General features: G+C 35.9%; 18 protein-coding genes. 13 read left to right on the top strand and 5 right to left on the bottom strand.

The features are described from left to right. Window positions 1–4 precede the first annotated feature (4 nt). The 3 genes from HMPREF9402_RS00785 to comGA are packed head-to-tail and all read right to left on the bottom strand — an operon-like array spanning window position 5 to window position 2,305. Window positions 5–304 carry a competence type IV pilus major pilin ComGC gene (locus HMPREF9402_RS00785; RefSeq protein WP_009606173.1) on the bottom strand — a complete coding sequence of 100 codons (300 nt, stop codon included), beginning with the start codon at window positions 302–304 and terminating at the stop codon, window positions 5–7. A gap of 22 nt (window positions 305–326) precedes the next feature. Continuing rightward, window positions 327–1,355 carry a type II secretion system F family protein gene (locus HMPREF9402_RS00780; RefSeq protein WP_229098566.1) on the bottom strand — a complete coding sequence of 343 codons (1,029 nt, stop codon included), beginning with the start codon at window positions 1,353–1,355 and terminating at the stop codon, window positions 327–329. Continuing rightward, complete coding sequence (gene comGA, locus HMPREF9402_RS00775) at window positions 1,334–2,305, bottom strand: competence type IV pilus ATPase ComGA (protein WP_006785814.1); 972 nt, start codon at window positions 2,303–2,305, stop codon at window positions 1,334–1,336. The genes HMPREF9402_RS00780 and comGA overlap by 22 nt, the downstream gene beginning before the upstream one ends. 148 nt (window positions 2,306–2,453) lie before the next feature. On the opposite strand from comGA, the gene HMPREF9402_RS00770 reads away from it, so the two are divergent. The 3 genes from HMPREF9402_RS00770 to HMPREF9402_RS00760 all read left to right on the top strand — a co-directional run bounded on the left by HMPREF9402_RS00770 (window position 2,454) and on the right by HMPREF9402_RS00760 (window position 4,942). Then, a complete protein-coding gene (locus HMPREF9402_RS00770) occupies window positions 2,454–3,074 on the top strand; it encodes an EcsC family protein (RefSeq protein WP_006785815.1) in 621 nt (206 codons plus the stop codon). Window positions 3,075–3,163: 89 nt separating this feature from the next. Further along, window positions 3,164–3,868 carry a DUF975 family protein gene (locus HMPREF9402_RS00765; protein ID WP_006785816.1) on the top strand — a complete coding sequence of 235 codons (705 nt, stop codon included), beginning with the start codon at window positions 3,164–3,166 and terminating at the stop codon, window positions 3,866–3,868. Between the two features lie 294 nt (window positions 3,869–4,162). Beyond that, on the top strand, window positions 4,163–4,942 hold the full coding sequence (locus HMPREF9402_RS00760) for a sulfite exporter TauE/SafE family protein (RefSeq protein ID WP_006785817.1): 780 nt from the start codon (window positions 4,163–4,165) through the stop codon (window positions 4,940–4,942). Window positions 4,943–5,038: 96 nt separating this feature from the next. On the opposite strand, the gene HMPREF9402_RS00755 is transcribed toward HMPREF9402_RS00760, so the two are convergent. After that, entirely contained in the window at window positions 5,039–5,596 is a 558-nt protein-coding gene (locus HMPREF9402_RS00755; protein ID WP_009606178.1) for a hypothetical protein, read from the bottom strand. Between the two features lie 343 nt (window positions 5,597–5,939). On the opposite strand from HMPREF9402_RS00755, the gene HMPREF9402_RS00750 reads away from it, so the two are divergent. Together HMPREF9402_RS00750 and HMPREF9402_RS00745 are read left to right on the top strand one after the other, a co-directional pair. Continuing rightward, entirely contained in the window at window positions 5,940–7,535 is a 1,596-nt protein-coding gene (locus tag HMPREF9402_RS00750; RefSeq protein ID WP_009606189.1) for an NAD(P)/FAD-dependent oxidoreductase, read from the top strand. A gap of 102 nt (window positions 7,536–7,637) precedes the next feature. Further along, window positions 7,638–8,228, top strand: coding sequence for an FMN-dependent NADH-azoreductase (locus HMPREF9402_RS00745; protein ID WP_006785820.1), 591 nt, complete (start codon window positions 7,638–7,640; stop codon window positions 8,226–8,228). Window positions 8,229–8,266: 38 nt separating this feature from the next. Here HMPREF9402_RS00745 and HMPREF9402_RS00740 read toward each other — a convergent pair whose 3' ends face one another. After that, on the bottom strand, window positions 8,267–8,575 hold the full coding sequence (locus HMPREF9402_RS00740; RefSeq protein ID WP_006785821.1) for a LysM peptidoglycan-binding domain-containing protein: 309 nt from the start codon (window positions 8,573–8,575) through the stop codon (window positions 8,267–8,269). A 178-nt stretch (window positions 8,576–8,753) separates the two neighbouring features. On the opposite strand from HMPREF9402_RS00740, the gene HMPREF9402_RS00735 reads away from it, so the two are divergent. The 8 genes from HMPREF9402_RS00735 (at window position 8,754) to HMPREF9402_RS00700 (ending at window position 15,145) form a co-directional block, all read left to right on the top strand. Then, complete coding sequence (locus HMPREF9402_RS00735; protein WP_006785822.1) at window positions 8,754–9,308, top strand: YdcF family protein; 555 nt, start codon at window positions 8,754–8,756, stop codon at window positions 9,306–9,308. Between the two features lie 231 nt (window positions 9,309–9,539). Next, on the top strand, window positions 9,540–9,890 hold the full coding sequence (locus HMPREF9402_RS00730) for an ArsR/SmtB family transcription factor (protein ID WP_006785823.1): 351 nt from the start codon (window positions 9,540–9,542) through the stop codon (window positions 9,888–9,890). 94 nt (window positions 9,891–9,984) lie between these two features. Continuing rightward, complete coding sequence (locus HMPREF9402_RS00725; protein WP_009606169.1) at window positions 9,985–10,404, top strand: phage holin family protein; 420 nt, start codon at window positions 9,985–9,987, stop codon at window positions 10,402–10,404. 240 nt (window positions 10,405–10,644) lie between these two features. Beyond that, the gene (locus tag HMPREF9402_RS00720) at window positions 10,645–11,193 is read left to right on the top strand and encodes a hypothetical protein (RefSeq protein WP_006785825.1); all 549 of its coding nucleotides are present in this window, start codon (window positions 10,645–10,647) and stop codon (window positions 11,191–11,193) included. A 166-nt stretch (window positions 11,194–11,359) separates the two neighbouring features. Continuing rightward, a complete protein-coding gene (locus HMPREF9402_RS00715; protein WP_006785826.1) occupies window positions 11,360–12,151 on the top strand; it encodes an SGNH/GDSL hydrolase family protein in 792 nt (263 codons plus the stop codon). Further along, complete coding sequence (locus tag HMPREF9402_RS00710) at window positions 12,151–12,609, top strand: DUF4358 domain-containing protein (RefSeq protein ID WP_155061897.1); 459 nt, start codon at window positions 12,151–12,153, stop codon at window positions 12,607–12,609. The genes HMPREF9402_RS00715 and HMPREF9402_RS00710 overlap by 1 nt, the downstream gene beginning before the upstream one ends. 11 nt (window positions 12,610–12,620) lie before the next feature. Then, a complete protein-coding gene (locus HMPREF9402_RS00705; RefSeq protein ID WP_006785828.1) occupies window positions 12,621–14,009 on the top strand; it encodes an MBOAT family O-acyltransferase in 1,389 nt (462 codons plus the stop codon). Between the two features lie 11 nt (window positions 14,010–14,020). Further along, window positions 14,021–15,145 (top strand): DHHW family protein, encoded by a 1,125-nt coding sequence (locus tag HMPREF9402_RS00700; protein WP_009606183.1) that lies wholly within the window; start codon window positions 14,021–14,023, stop codon window positions 15,143–15,145. The last annotated feature ends 95 nt before the right edge of the window (window positions 15,146–15,240 follow it).

Raw genomic sequence — 15,240 nt, 5'->3', positions numbered from 1 at the left:
GTATTTATTTTACTTCTCCAGTAGCTTTATCATAAGAAAAATTAGTTGTACCACAAATTTTTGTCAGATTATTAGTAGCACTACTATCGATAGAATCTACTGTTTCGGGATACGCTCCATTTGTAAGTTTAATTGCCACAGCCTGTGATGTGAGTGAGTTTTTATAAGCTACACATCCATCTTCGTTAGCTTTAGTAATATAGTTAGCTGCATTTGGAATAATGAGTAGGGTTAGAATACTTACCACTATTAAAACAATCATCATTTCAATTAGGGTAAATCCTTTTTGGTTTAATTTTTTCATTGTTTGTTCCTCCTAGAGTTTTTTAGATGATGTCAATCATTTGAAAGACGGGTTGTAAGATACTTAAGTAGATCAAGATGATGATAATGCCAATGAGCATTAACAGACTGAATTGAAGAATTTTGAAGCTTTGACTTAGCAAAGCAGATAACTGTTTGAATTCTGAGTGAGAGTAGTAAGCAAGTTCAGCTTGAATACTTCCAAGGGTTAGGGCATGAGCCATCGTGAGCCTGAAGTAGGGGGTAAAATACGGAGATTGATGGAAGGCAAGTTCTAGTGGTGTTCCAGCTTCAAGGGTTTGATTGAATTCTTTGATGATGAGTTTGATAAAGGGGATGGTTTCAAATTTTAGCATCATCTCAAGACTTTCTTTTAAGGATAAGCCACAGGTTAAGAAGATAAGCCATTGACTGCTAAAATAGTAGCTAAAGATTTTTTGCATGAGCGAACGTAATAAGGGGAGTTTAAATAACCATTGTTTGACGTGGGCTTGAAAGGGGATAGACTGCCATTTCAAAATGAGGGTCATGAGGATGGTTAGTAAAGCGATGACTCCGATCAAGCATCCAATGATGATAAAGATCGTTTGCAAGAAGTCAGTATCGCCGGATAAATTGAAACTATCGTAAAAGCTTTGAATTTTTGGCATGAAGAGAATAAACACGGCGATTAAAATGAGACTCATGAGGCCAAATAAGGTGAGGGGATAGCGAATTTTTTTAGAGAGGTCTGACCGATTTTTAAGATGAAAGTCGCTATAATCAGCGGCCTTTTGTAAGCCTTGTAGTAAGGCTCCTGCTTGCTCACTACTACGAATCATGTAAATAATCCGATGTTCGAAGTGGCACTCTTCTAAGGTATCGGCAAAGTTTTGACCTTGTAAGCAGGCAATAATCATAGGATCAACGGCGTGTTTTTTAAATAGAGTTTTCATGATAGCAAGGGCATCGGCAATCGAGAAGCCATTTTCTAACAGTTGACTAAACCGGGATAAAAATTTTTGTTGCATGCTTAAGCTCCAATATGATTTTAGGCTCTTTGTTGTTGGCATTGTGAAAACTCCTCATCTAGTGTGAGATACGATGGTTGAACTGGACTTCCTTCATTTAAATGATGGAATAAGACGTCAAGATGATCATCAAAACAAAGTTCAAAAAGAGCCTTTTGTTCATCATCAAATTTAATGAGACGCTGATTCGCTACACCAATGACTCCTTGTTCTAGTTCTTGAAGAGTAATGCCTAAATCAAGTAGACGGTTAATCGTTCCGAGCACATTTTTAGCATGCACCGTGGAAATCACCAAATGACCCGTAAAAGCGGCACGTAGAGCCTGTCTCGCTGTTTGACTGTCTCGAATTTCACCAATGATAATAACATCGGGATCATGACGTAAAATCTCTTTAATCCCAACATCATACGTCATGCCCATTGTTTCATTCACTTGCATCTGAATGATGTCTGGCTGCTGATATTCGACTGGATCCTCAATGGTTACAATACTTTTTCCAAGCTCTTGCTTCAAATAATCAATTAGCGCATAAGTCGTTGTTGTTTTGCCAGAACCAGTCGGACCACTAATTAGCAAAAGTCCTGCTTGTTTCGTCGCCATCTGCTGAAGCGCGGCTACATTTCGATAAAAATACGGAATCTCATGAAGTTGCTTTTGGTGTGTGTGATTAATCAGCCGCAACACAAGGCTTTGATAGTGTTGAGTGGGAAGAATGGAGACCCGACAATAATAGGTAAGTTCTTGATTTTGAAGCCTCAAGAGACCTGATTGAGGTTGTTTGGGGTGCATGAGTGAGAGTGAGGCTTGGAATTTAATATAGGCTAATAGACTTTCATATTGAGTGATTAAAAGTTCTTCATATGGGACCATAAACGCTCCGACTCGAAATTCGATGCACATCTTTTCATTCTTCATGACAAAGTGAATGTCACTCGCTTTTAATTCGTGAGCACGTTCTAAGATAGCTAAAAGTTTGGATTGAATTGGCATTGATCTTCACCTCCTGACATATATTACGCTTGAAACTTTAGGTTTCTTTTTTTTGTTTGAAAAAGATGAACGGGGTAGATACCGTTTCACGCCAACGAAATGTGATTATACTATAGTAACGAAATTTTATTAAAATAGGTGAACAGATATGAACAATAAAATAACAGAAGATAAAATGTTACAGGTTTTAGATACTTGTTATGAAAAAGCTATTCAAGGGCTACCAGGTTTTGAAACTGCTCAAGAACTTGGAGATAAATATTTAGAAAAATATCAAGATGTTGAGAAAGCCATTGATAAATTTATCGCTTTTCAAGAAGCGAAATGTATGACAAGTGGATTTATAACTGGATTGGGAGGAGTGTTAACTTTGCCGGTTGCTATCCCTGCCAATGTAGCATCGGTTTTATATGTTCAAATTCGAATGATTGCTGCTATTGCCCATATGAGAGGATATGATGTGTTAGATGACCAAGTTAAAACATTTATTTATGTGGCGTTAACTGGGAATTCTGCAGGAGAAATTTTAAAACAAAGTGGCATTCAAATTGGTGTCAAAATGGGGACATCTTTAGTAAAAAAAATCCCAGGTAAAGTGTTAACTAAAATTAATCAAAAAGTCGGATTTCGATTATTGACCAAAATGGGGAAAACAGGTGCAATTAATTTAATTAAATTAGTTCCGATTACAGGTGGAATTGTGGGAGGAGGTTTTGATTTGATTAGTACAGCTACAATTGCTAAAACAGCTAAAAAAATTTTTGTCTAAAACTTCATCCGAACTTCATGGAAAAATATTGCATAATTGATTAGAAGTCAGTAGAATAGGATTATAATTGATGAAAGTGATGTGAGAGAATGTTTTGGACAATTCCCTTTTTTATAACTGGCGGTGTTCCGTTTATTTTAGTTTTAATTGCCTTATTTCAAAAGATAGAGTGGCGTGGTGAAATTAAACGACATGCACGTGCTCAATTTCAAAATAATTCATGGGCTAAATTTGCACTAATTTATGCTGGAATTTGGATTGTGATGGCGATTGTGTCTAATCTGATTTCCTTTATCCCGCTTTTAAATGTGTTACTGAATATGGCAGTGACTGGATTGGTTGGGTATGGGTCTGTTGATGTCCTAAGAAAAATTCGTCGTGGTGAAGATTTTACGATTCGTGACTTTTTCCCGACTGATGAGTTAGGGTCGGTGATGGCCTTAACGTTTGTAAAGGATATTTACCTCTTTTTATGGTCATTATTATTTGTCATTCCAGGCATCATTAAGGGCTATTCGTATTCACAAGTTTATTATATTGCGAATGAAAATCCAGGGATGTCAGTGGATGATATCATTACTGAAAGCCGTGAAATGATGGATGGACATAAATGGGAGTTATTTATTTTACAAGTTAGTTTTATTGGTTGGGGAATTTTAGCTGCCTTAACGTTAGGGTTAGTAGGACTTTACATTTTGCCACTATACTCAATGTCTCTTTATCTATTCCACGAGTATGTCAAAAAGGGCTATCTTCAATCAAACACTCATAAAAATGTGTACACAATTTATTAAGAAGGGACTGAAAAGTCCCTTTTTTATGACGTGAAATCTGATGAGAAGAGAGGGAGATGATGAATGAGATTGAGATAAAATGGGATAATCTTTAAACCTAAAAACATTAGAATTTAGACTAAAATAAGGATTGTTTTTATGTCAAATGGGTTTTTCTTTAATAAATGAATTCAAAGTAGAAATATTGATTTATTAAAGAAAGGTAAAACATGTTAAGAATTGACTGTTTTTGTTTTTTCATTAATATAATTGAAATTTGAGAGGATAATTTTGAGTATCTTAAAGGAGGAATCGATGATGTTATATCTTGTTTATATTTTCGCAGGAATAGGGGCAGGTGTTGTAACAGGACTTGCAGGTCTTTCGGCGGCAGTCATCATTACACCTTTACTAGTCAGTATTTGTGGATGGAAGAGTTATGATGCTGTAACAGTTGCGCTTGCAGCAGATGTTTTGGCTAGTTTATTGACGGCATATACTTACTATAAAAACAAAAATATTGATTTAAAGCATGGGATGCTAGTAGCAATGACTGCTTTTGTCGGAACGATTGTTGGGAGTTACAGTGGATTTCTTTTTTCTCAGTCGCAACCAGATGGACTTGGCTATATTTCAATGTTAACAACTATTTTTCTCGGGATCAAGTTTTTAGTCAAACCCATTGAGGAAGGGCATGATGCAGAAGCTGGACTAGAACAGATTAGTAAGAAAAAAATGATACAGGCCATGATTTTTGGATGTGGAATCGGTTGGATTTGTGGTTTTACTGGAAGTGGCGGAGGAATTTTAATGCTGACAGTGTTCACTTTACATCTGGGTTATAATTTAAAAGTAGCGGTCGGAACAAGTACGATGATTATGACACTAGTGGCTTTAATTGGAACGATTAGTCATTTTTCTATGGGGGCAAGCATACAGGTTATTCCGATGTTAGTCGTGATTATCTGTTGTGTAGTAGCGGCTTATGTGAGTGCTAAATTTGCGAACAAGTGTGAGATTAAAACGTTAAATAAAGTAGTAGGAATGTGCCTTGGTATTCTTGGAATCATCACGATTTTAATCAAATTAATATAATTGAGGTTGATCAGTTACCATTTAAAATAATGGCGATAACAAAAAGGATGTCTTGCTGACATCCTTTTTGTTAGTTCTATTAAGATAGCGTATTGATTAGAGCGGAAGAATAGATCTTGTAATATGATAATTGAGCTTATAATCTCCGAGTGCGTCTTCAACGGATAAGATAATGGCATAGTTTCCTGTTTTTTTGATTTTTAGATGGTTGTAATAAGAGGTCGAATCGGTTATTTCAAACTCATCGATAACGCCGGTTTCATTGATTAGATAGTAATGATAAACGCCACTAGAGGTTGGGATAACTTCAAATTCTAGAGTTAGCTTGCTACCACGTGTTAAATTTCCTTCGTGAACGAGATAAAGACTCGTTTGAGGTTCAACAATAGCTCCACCTATTGTATAATTCACTGGAATAAACGGTTTTTGTTTGGGATAAGAGAAACGAGTCTCTGTCTTTAAGTCACTTAATTCATAGGTTACACCTGTTTCAGTGGATGTAATTTGCTCAGCGATATGATCTAAGACGGCATCACAAACCGTTGAAGTGGTGATGGTTGAAAAGGCAAAAGGACCTAATAACAGTGCTCCACTCAATGTGATAAAAATTCCTGTTATGATGATGACGAGTAAATATTTTTTGATAATAGACATGCTACCCTCTCCCCCCTTAAAGTAACCGCTTACTAATAGTGTATCACATGTCTGTTTATGACGAAAGCCTTAATAGAAAAAGTTTTTTTATGGCTTAAGAAAAATAATTTCAAAAGGCATGAGAATCTCTGAAGCATTCATCTTTAGTGGCAATACTCTCTTACTTTACCGTTTACTAGATTAACTAGGGGACGGAATAGGCTCTGTGTTTTATTTGAATGATCATGTTACCTACTCTTTAAAACGTCTTATTTTAAGGGAGTTTTATCAGTGCGGAAACGTTAAATGAAATTTTTAAGTCGATTTGTGCTATAATAGGTTAGTTAAGAAAGTGAGTGATGATATGATCCGAGTATCGCAGATTAAAATTTCAATTGAGGATCCGATTGAAAAAGTAAAAGAATTAGTGTTAGCACAATTAAAGCTTCGTGAAGAAGATTTACTGGAATATAGAATTTATAAACAGTCAATTGATGCGCGTCGTCGCGGAAAAATGGAGTTCGTTTATACCGTCGATATTGCCCTTAAAAATGAAGACCAAATTTTGAAGTTAAATCGACCAAATATCGTTAAAACACCTGAATTAAATTATGCGTATCCCTCTATGGGAGAAAAACAGATGTCTCACCGTCCAGTAGTCGTTGGCTTTGGACCTGCTGGGATGTTTTCAGCATTAATTTTAGCGGAAATGGGGTATAAACCAATCGTTCTTGAGCGTGGTGGAAGTGTGGATGACCGTGTGAAATCGATTGAGGAATTTTGGAGCGAAGGAAAGTTAGATCCAAATTCAAATGTTCAATTTGGTGAAGGTGGAGCCGGAACGTTCTCAGATGGGAAGTTAACGACTCGTGTTAAAGATTTACGTGGACGTAAGGTGTTAGAAGCGTTAGTTGAAGCGGGAGCACCAGAAGATATTTTATATATGGCACATCCTCATGTTGGGACGGATTTATTACGTGGTGTCGTTAAAAATATTCGTGAAAAAATTATTTCGCTTGGTGGAGAAGTTCGCTTCAATACACAAGTGACAGATTTTATCGTTGAAAATAATCAAATCACAGGAGTTAAAGTAAAAGGTGGAGACGTCATTGAATCTAATCATGTGATTGTGGCAATTGGACATAGTGCACGTGATACGTTCTATCACATGTATGATCGTGGGGTTCAATTTACAGCTAAACCATTTGCAGTAGGAGTTCGTGTTGAACATCCTCAAACGCTAATTGATCAAGCTCAGTATAAAGAATTTGCAGGTCATGAGAAATTAGGAGCAGCAGAATATCGTTTAACACATACGGCATCAAATGGTCGAGGCGTTTATACGTTCTGTATGTGCCCAGGTGGTTTAGTCGTTCCATCAAGTTCTGAAAAAGGGCGTCTCGTAACGAATGGAATGAGTGAACATGCGCGTGATCAAGAAAATGCGAATAGTGCCTTATTAGTGCAAGTATTTCCAGAAGACTTTGGATCAGATCATCCATTAGCAGGGGTGGAGTTCCAACGTCGTTTAGAAGAAAAAGCTTTTGGTATGGGTGGAAGTAATTACACAGCCCCAGCTCAACTTGTTGGGGACTTCTTAAAAGGACAAGCGTCTAAAAAACTTGGAAGTGTGACCCCTTCTTATGCATTAGGTGTTAAATTAACGAATTTGAATAAATTATTACCAGATTATATTACAGATGCCATGCGTGAAGGCTTAATTGCATTTGATCGTAAACTAAAAGGATTTGGGATGCATGACGCTGTGATGACGGGAGTCGAGTCTCGTTCATCTTCTCCAGTACGTATTGATCGTGATAGCGAAAGTTTACAATCATTAACGGTTAAAGGGATTTATCCATCAGGTGAAGGAGCTGGATTTGCAGGTGGAATCGTCTCAGCGGGTATCGATGGAATTAAATGTGCTGAGGCATTGGTTCGTGAATTTCACAAAATGTAATTAAAATTAAATAATTAGATAAAACGCGTTATAAATTCATCGTATTTCATCATATTATGATAGGGATTAAAGAGCATTAAAATTATATTACGAGGTGAATTTATGGCGCGTCTTTTATATATAAAGGCTAATCCGAAAGCTAATGATCAGTCGTTAACCTTTACATTATCTGATTTTTTTATTAAACAATATCAATTATCACATCCAAATGACACGGTCGAAGTGTTAGATTTGTATCAAACGATTATGCCGATTATGGATTGTGAGCGATTAGCATTGTATAATCAAGGAAAAGAAACAGAAATTCGGCATTTAGCAGAGCAATTTAAATCTTTTGATAAGTGTGTGATTGCGGCCCCCGTTTGGAATCATAGTTTTCCAGCGATGCTAAAAATTTATTTAGATAATATCGTGTATCGTCATGTGACATTTGGTTATCAAGACGGAAAAGTAGCTGGTCTTTGTTCGGATATGAAAGTGATGTATATTTCAACATCCGGACAACCTTATAGCGGCAATCGTTCTTTTTTAAATCATCATGTTTCGCAAGTTGAAGCTGTGCTGAGTCTCGTTGGAATTACTGACGTGGATTCAATTACCCTTTGGGGACGTAACAGTTTTAACGAGGATCAACTCAAACAACAAATTTGTTTACTACAAAATCAAATGGTTCAAAAAGCCAAACAGTTTTAAAAAAAAGGTCACAAAGCCAAATGCTTCGTGACCTTTTTTTAAGGTTTCAATTTAATTACTTGACCAGGTGCTAATTGTAAATCTTCATTTAACATCAATAATTCTTCAGGTGTTAATTTAAACCGAATGAGTAGATCTTGAATCGTTTCATCTGATTTAACGACGTGTTGATTGAGATGTGGAAGTAGGGGAACTTTAATTTGACGGTTAGCTTTAATAATGAGGGGTTGATTTCCATTCAGTTGGATCAATACTTTTGGAGTAGTTTGAAACAGATTGGCAATCGTTTGAATTGAATCAGTCGATTTAATCATATAATTTGCTACTTCAATACGTTCATTTTCCATACGACTCACTTCCTTCCTTTTCTTCACGTCATGATGTAAGAAATCGCTTTATCTACTATAACGTATGCAAAGAGATTGGGCAATTGACCTATTTTAACTCATTATTTTAGTCATCAAATAAACACAATTTTGACTTTCACTCATACCATACAGTAAAAGAGTGAAAGGAGGAGTACAGATGAGTAATATTTTAATTGCTTGGGTAACCTATACGATTGTCTTACATCTTGAAATGAACAGTTCATTGCACGAAGAATTAGAAGCAGACATCAATCAGCTTATTATTTTAGGTTCATTACTTCATAGTAATGAAGTAAGTACGACTCTTCGTTCTCGACTTGAAAAAGGGGCTTTGCTTCTTCATGAAAATCCTCAGCTACGTGTCATTGTGACGGGAGGAAATGGAACAGATTTGAAACTTCCAGAGGCCCATATCATGAAAAACGTATTGATAGAAGAATTTGGGATTTCAGAAGATCGTATTATCGTTGAAGATTTAGCCAGAAATACATTTGAAAATTTATTGTTTTGTAAACCTTTAATTAAAGAAGAACGCGTTGCGATTGTAACCAGTGAATTTCACAGCATTAGAACGAGATTACTTGCTCACCGATTACATCTTAACTGTCAGCTTATTGGAGCGAAAACTGATTCAAGAAAACGATATAAGTGGGAATTAAGGGAACAGTTAGCACTTGTGAAATCTTTATTTTTAGATCGAGAAAAACGGTAAAATTTAATCATATTTGTTAGGAATTGATGTTTTTACAAGAAAGTATTGAACTTTCTATTCTGAAGGACTATAATCAACTCATCAGTCGAAACTATAAGTCCCGATAAGTTTTCTAGAGTTTTTGAAAACTTTAACAAGACTATAGTTTCTATTCGTACTAAAGTATTTGAATAATGATGACTGAAATCAGATCGTGACAGGATTAATCAGTCAGTATATAGAGGTGAGTTCGTGGAAGCATGTTGTGTTGATTCAATTCATAATGATGTCATTAAAAAAGTAAAAGATGTCATGCCAAGTGATGAAGAATTACTGAAATTATCAGATTTATATAAAGCGATGGGAGACTTGACTCGTATTCGAATCATCTCAGCCCTTGTTAACTCGGAAATGTGTGTGTGTGATTTAGCCTCCTTACTAGATATGACACACTCAGCGATTTCACATCAGTTACGTGTTTTAAGACAGGCTCATTTAGTCTCGTTTCGTAAAGAGGGAAAAGTCGTTTACTATTCTTTAGATGATAATCATATTAAAATGTTATATGAACAAGGATTAGTCCATGTTTTACATCAACATTAAAAAAGAAATCAGTGCGTACCGCTGATTTCTTTTTTGCTTTTTGCACACTAAATGAGAGAGAGGAAGATATTCATTAGAGAAAGGGGGATAAAAAATGATGAGAATATTAATGATTGTCGTCTTATTAGTCATTGTTGATTTTTTTACTGGCTATGTGAAGGCCTATTTGAAGTGTCAGTTAAATAGTTCAGTGGGATTAGATGGATTGATTCGTAAGGCCATGATTTTATTTTCGATGCTTGTGTTTAAATTACTCGATGAGATGCTTGGCTTTAATTTACTCAATTTATTACCAAGTGAGGGGATGTTATTTTTTTGTGAAATGGGAGTGGAGAACGTCGGATTAATGGAGATTTTAGGAGGTGGTGTAGTGTTGCAAGAGGGGACCTCGATTTTAGAAAATCTTCATGAACTCGGAGTACCTATTCCTACGGTTTTAGCGCGACGTATTGAACGAATTAAAGAGGTGTTTTTGGATGAAAGGGGAGATAAATACGAATCAACCGACGGATGATGGGATGATTGCAGCAAGGGTTAGGGCTTAAATTAAATTGGGATGAGAAATGAATGATGAGCTTTTCTTTTTAACGAATATATGAGACGACGGTTAAAGAGATATCACGAAATAGTTTTTTTGTCATAGGATGTAGTATAAACAGTGAGATAAATGAATAAATTGATACAAATGAGGGTTTGTATCCTGAAAAAGAGTAGCGTGTAACTACTCTTTTTTTGTACCAGGGGGAGTGAGAACATGATTGTGAATGAAGAAGGAATTTTAGAGTTTTTAAGTCAAACGAAAGACGCATTAGACTCTTATATCAATTTACGAAATACAAATATCTTAAGTGTTGCCTTTACAAAGGATGAATATGATGATTTTTTAAGTTTACTCTTTCATTTACAAATGTATGAACGCGAGTTAAACGAACTCATTGAAACGGAAGACTTAAAAGATGAACTTGTTCTGTGCTTAGCTGAGTTACTTATTTTCGATATTATTGAAGTTTGCCGTGAATTGCATGATGATTACGGCGAAGAAGCTCAATTAAAAGTTAGATATGGAGAACTTGATGAAGCTAAAATTGCGGTCATTCGATTGCTAAAAGGATTTCACCGGCCTTTAGTGGCAGATTGGCAGACACTTGATGAGGTCGCGACTGATGCTAAATTATTTATTACGATTGAAACTAAAGGAGACTATGCCTATTTTAAATCACATGAAACACAAAAAGACGCGTATTTGTATGCTATTAGTCATGGGATTGCAAAAGATCAGGTGTTTAATCGATTATTAATATGACCTCTTAGGAGGTCTTTTTTTGATAGGGATAACTGAAGATTCAACAAAGAAAAGGCTTTTGTCGCTATCTTTTATTAGAGGGGAATGTCAGGAAATATCTTCAATTAGCGTAATAAAATGAGGGGCGAGAAGCGTATAGTTTAATATAAAGTAAGGGGGGATCAGGGTGGGAATCAATCGCTTTAAACGATGGGTTTGGCAAGGTCGTTATCTTATTTTTTGTATCGTTACAATGATAATGGTTGTTTGTTTTTTACGTACTAAAGGAACAAATTCACAAGAAAGTGGGATAGCTCCGTATCAAGAAGAAAGTGTCCAAGTTTTGAAAAAATTAGAGGAAGTGAGTGTGAGTGAAGTACTAGACATGATTGCAAATAAACAAGCTAAAGAGCCCGATAGATTAGAAATAAATCAAGAAGAATGTGATTTTAAACAATACTTTGCGTCTTCTGTTTTTATGGGAGACTCGATTGTTGAGGCCTTTACCGCGTATGATTATTTAGATCCTTCTTCTGTTGTAGCGAAAGTTGGACTTCGACTTGCAACAGCAGAGGAAGAAGTTCAAAAAGTCATTCGTTTAAGTCCTGATGAAGTCTTTTTACTTTTCGGTGCGAATGATTTACTCGTCTATAAAACGGCGGATCAATACATTGAACGATATGAGGCCTTAATTCAAGAAATGAAACAGGCATTACCTCATTTAAAGGTTTATATTGTGTCTATTTTTCCGATTCGAGAAGATATCGCCAAAAATATACCTGAGTTAAGTTTAGAACGTGTCACAGTTTTTAATGAGGCATTAAAGACATTATGTGAGGTGTCAGATTATCGTTTTTTAGATGTGGCTTCTTATGTGAGGGAAGACATGTATGAACCGGATGGAATTCATGTAAAATCGACGTTTTATCCGATTTGGATGCAAGTGATTAAAGCGTATAAGGAGGCAGAGCCAAAGTGATGAAAAAGTTAAGCATCTTGGTTTTAGGAAGCTTTATTTTAATCAGTATGTTAACAGGATGCGAGAAAGCAACCAATGTCTCACTAGAGCAGATTAAAGAGGCGCTACTCGTCGATGAAACGCGGGTTAAAGAGGTGGGGAGTAAGGAGTTAAGACGGTTCATTGGAGTTAATCCAAATGAGATTTTGGGTTATGTTTATTACGTGTCGATTTCATCGATGGAAGTTGAAGAGATATTGGTTGTCGAGGTTAAAGATCGTTCGCAACTTGAGGACATCGAGTCAATGGTTGAGGCTCGCGTTGAAAGTCAAATCAATCGTTTTAGCGGCTATAAGCCAGAAAATTGTAGCTTACTAGATAACTATGAGCTAAAAGTTCGAGGGAGTTATTTGTTTTTTGCGGTATCAAACGAAGTCGACACATACTGTGATGCCTTTTTGAATGCATTTAGGAAGTAGGGTGAGAATCAATGGTTTTTAGTAGCTTGTTTTTCATGTTTGTCTTTTTTCCTATCGTGTTTCTGGCTTATTTTTTGATGCCAAGACGGGGACGAAATCTCGTTTTATTAATCGCAAGTTTAGTATTTTATGCGTGGGGAGAGCCAAAATATATCGTCTTGATGCTTTTATCCATTGTTGTTAATTACGTGTTGGTTCTTTTGATGGAAAAAAATCCGAATCAAAAAAAAATCTTATTTATGGTGGCACTTCTTTTTAATTTAGGGTTACTTGGATTTTTTAAATACTATGATTTTTTCATTGAAAATGTTAATTACCTCTTTCATTTAAGCTTAGAGGGTCAACATATCCCGCTTCCGATTGGAATTTCATTTTACACGTTTCAAATTTTATCGTATGTTATTGATGCATATACTGGAAAAACTAAAGCGCAACAAAATATTATTTCATTCGCCTTGTATGTCACGATGTTTCCACAACTTGTAGCGGGACCGATTGTCAAATACACTGACATCCAAATTCAATTAAGCGAACGTCAGGAGAGTTTTGAAAAGATTGGATTAGGTGCGGAGCGCTTTATCGCAGGTCTTGCTAAAAAGGTGTTGCTTGCGAATACTATTGGGTATTTATTTACAACGATTCAAGAGATGGAATTTGGTAGTTTGTCAGTCCTAACGGCATGGCTTGGTATGATTGCTTTTACATTACAAATTTACTTTGATTTTAGTGGATATTCAGATATGGCGATCGGTCTTGGAAAAATGTTTGGCTTCGATTTTTTAGAAAATTTTAATGATCCGTATATTTCAAAAAGTGTCACGGAGTTTTGGCGACGTTGGCACATGTCACTGGGAGGGTGGTTTCGAGAATATGTTTATATTCCACTTGGAGGAAATCGATTAGGAATAAAAAAACAAATCAGGAATTTACTGATTGTATGGTTATTAACTGGACTTTGGCATGGAGCGAGTTGGAATTTTGTGATATGGGGCGTTTATTATGGCGTCTTGCTTTTTATTGAAAAAATCATCTTAAAGCAATGGCTTGAAAAATGGCCTTCATGGTTAAGACATGCGTATACATTAATCCTTGTGATCATAGGTTGGACGTTTTTTAGTATTGAAAATCTAGGGGACGCCTTTTCTTATTTAAAGGTGATGTTTGGATTTTCAGGACACGCGTTGTATGATAAAACGTCGATGTATTATTTGATGAGTTATGGCCTCTTATTGATTCTAGGAGTTATTTGTTCGACGCCACTTTTAAAACAGATTCAAATGACCTTAAAAAGCACCAAGTGGGGTGGATTACTGCTAGTGGTGCAAGTCACGCTCCTTCTTTTAAGTACGGCTTATTTGGTGACAACGACGTATAATCCATTTCTATATTTCAGATTTTAGGAGATGAGCTCATGAGGAAAGGGATGTATTGGAGTAGTTTAGCGTGTGTGTGGGTGATTTTTATTTTTGTGTTTTTTACGTTGAATTTATTAAGTGATAATGTAGCATTTTCAGAAATGGAGAACCGGAGCTTAGCACAAAAACCAACGTTTAAATGGGATCGGGTGCTAGAAGGTCGTTATAGCAGTAAATATGAAAAATATGTAAACGATCAGTTTTTTGGGCGAGATGCTTGGGTCCAAATGAAGTCTCAAACCGATTTGTTACTTGGACAAAAGGAGAATAATGGTGTCTACTTTGGATCTGATGATTATTTAATAGAGGCTTTTCATCCCGCTTCAGAGGAGATTCTTAATCAAAATCTGATAGCGATTAATGATTTTTCTAAGGAGTTAAAAACGTCTTTTTTAATGGTTCCCAATGCGGTCTATGTGTTAAGTGACAAACTTCCAAGAGAGGCACCGGTTATCGATCAACAGGCGTCTATTTTAAATTTTGCGAGTCAGTTAAGAGAGGATATCTTATTTGTAAATGCTACTGAAGCATTGAAATCGCATAAAGAAGAAGCGATTTACTATAAGAATGATCACCACTGGTCAACTCTTGGTGCCTACTATACATTTTTACAGTTGGCAAAGAGTTTGGATTTAGAAGTGGATTTGGACTATCATGTTTTGACGGTCACGGAGTCATTTGATGGAACGTTGAGTGCGAAAAGTGGATTTGAAGCGAGAAGTTTAGATACGATTGAGGTGTATTTACCACAAACGGATGTTTTGTATGTCGTAACGTATGTAGAAGAACAGCAAAAAAGCACTACGGTTTATCAAACAGAGGCGTTAGAGGGAAGAGATAAATACACTGTTTTTTTAGGTGGCAATCATTCGCTAGTTAAAATTCAAACGACCTCTTCAAGTGAGAATCGGTTGCTAGTCCTTAAAGATTCTTATGCCAATGCCTTGATTCCTTTTTTGATTCCGTATTATGATGAGATTTTAGTGATGGATCCGCGTTATTATTTTGATGATTTAGAGGCACTCATTGAAAAGGAAAAGATTAATGAATTGTTATATGTCTATAATGCGAATACTTTTTTTAGCGATAATTCTTTGAATTTAGTCTTAAATAATGACTAAAAAAAGCAGAGCAAAAAAGAGACATTGGCAAAACGCCCATTCCTCTATTGTGCTTTTCGCATATATAAATAGTGGGCACTTATTAAAATAGAGGA

Source organism: Turicibacter sp. HGF1 (assembly GCF_000191865.1).
GTDB lineage: Bacteria > Bacillota_I > Bacilli_A > MOL361 > Turicibacteraceae > Turicibacter > Turicibacter sanguinis.
This window is presented reverse-complemented; position numbering and strand designations above follow the sequence as displayed.